The organism is Mycobacterium sp. E1715 (assembly GCF_001667625.1).
In the GTDB taxonomy this organism is placed as follows: Bacteria; Actinomycetota; Actinomycetes; order Mycobacteriales; family Mycobacteriaceae; genus Mycobacterium.
The window spans coordinates 1-1,156 of record NZ_LZJJ01000463.1; the positions used below are offsets into that span (position 1 = coordinate 1).

General features: G+C 67.1%; 2 protein-coding genes. Both read left to right on the forward strand.

Annotated features, from left to right (window positions below; all coding sequences use genetic code 11):
* A partial coding sequence (locus tag A9X03_RS23435) for an ATP-binding protein (RefSeq protein WP_197696132.1) occupies positions 1 to 478 on the forward strand: 478 nt, incomplete at its 5' end.
* Positions 479 to 521: 43 nt separating this feature from the next.
* A partial coding sequence (locus A9X03_RS23440) for an iron-containing redox enzyme family protein (RefSeq protein ID WP_197508438.1) occupies positions 522 to 1,156 on the forward strand: 635 nt, incomplete at its 3' end.

A 1,156-nucleotide genomic window follows, 5' to 3' on the forward strand; every position in this document is an offset into this window, starting at 1 on the left:
CGCCGATGCGGTTTTGCGTGAGTTGGCCCCTCCGGCTGGGTATGACGACGATGTGGCAATGGTGATCTACCGGCACCAGCAATCTCCCCTGCGGATCGAAACCGAGGCCAGCGCAGAGCGATTGGTCGGCATCCGGCATCGATTGGCCGACTGGCTGAACAGCGCAGGCGTGCCAGAGGAATTGGCCGCCGACATCGTGCTCGTCGTCAACGAGGCGTGTACGAACTGCGTCGAACACGCGTATTCGGAGCAGCCGTCGGGCGCGATGTCCCTCGACGTCGGCCTCGCAGACGGCGAGATCCGGGCGCGGATCACCGACCGCGGCTCCTGGAAGACGCCGGCAGCGGACCCGGGCAACGGTGGCAGGGGCCTGTTGCTGATGAGGGCGCTCAGCAACGCGATGGAACTGGACTGCACACCCACCGGCACCACGGCCGACATTACGTTTCGCCTGCCCGCCGTGGGGGGGCGGGAGTGACGCCGCATCGTTTGTGGCCCCCGGATAGCGGGTAGTCGTGGGCGTGACCCGCGCATCAGTCTCAACCGAACCCGCCTTGCCGGCGGCACACGGGCCGCTGTCGACCGCCGTGCGTCGCGCCCTGACTGGCCCGCCGTCACATGACCACCTGAGCCGCATCGGCGCCTCCGTTCGCGACTCGGACCCTTACGGCCTGGATCTGCAACTGGCACTGTGCATGTGCTATGAGTTGCACTACCGTGGCTTCGCGGGCGTGGACCCCGGCTGGGAGTGGAATCCTGCGCTGCTGGCGTTACGCGGCGAACTCGAGCGCGTCTTCCTGGCCGGTGTGCGCCGCGACGTCGGAGCCATCGCGTCGGACCAAACGGCGGCCGCCGAGATGGACGCCATTTCGGTGGAACCGGTCGACGGCACCGGCCCCTCGTATTACCTGCGCGACAGCGGAAGCTGGCAGCAGATGCGCGAGTACTTCGTGCACCGGTCGGTCTATCACCTCAAGGAGGGCGACCCGCATGCGTGGGCGATTCCACGTCTGATGGGCGTCGCGAAAGCCGCTTTCGTGGCAATCGAATTCGACGAATACGGCGCCGGGCAGGGCCCCCGGCTGCATCAGCAGCTTTTCGCCGATTTGATGACGGCGGCGCACCTGGACGCCACGTACCTGGCCTACGTGGACGC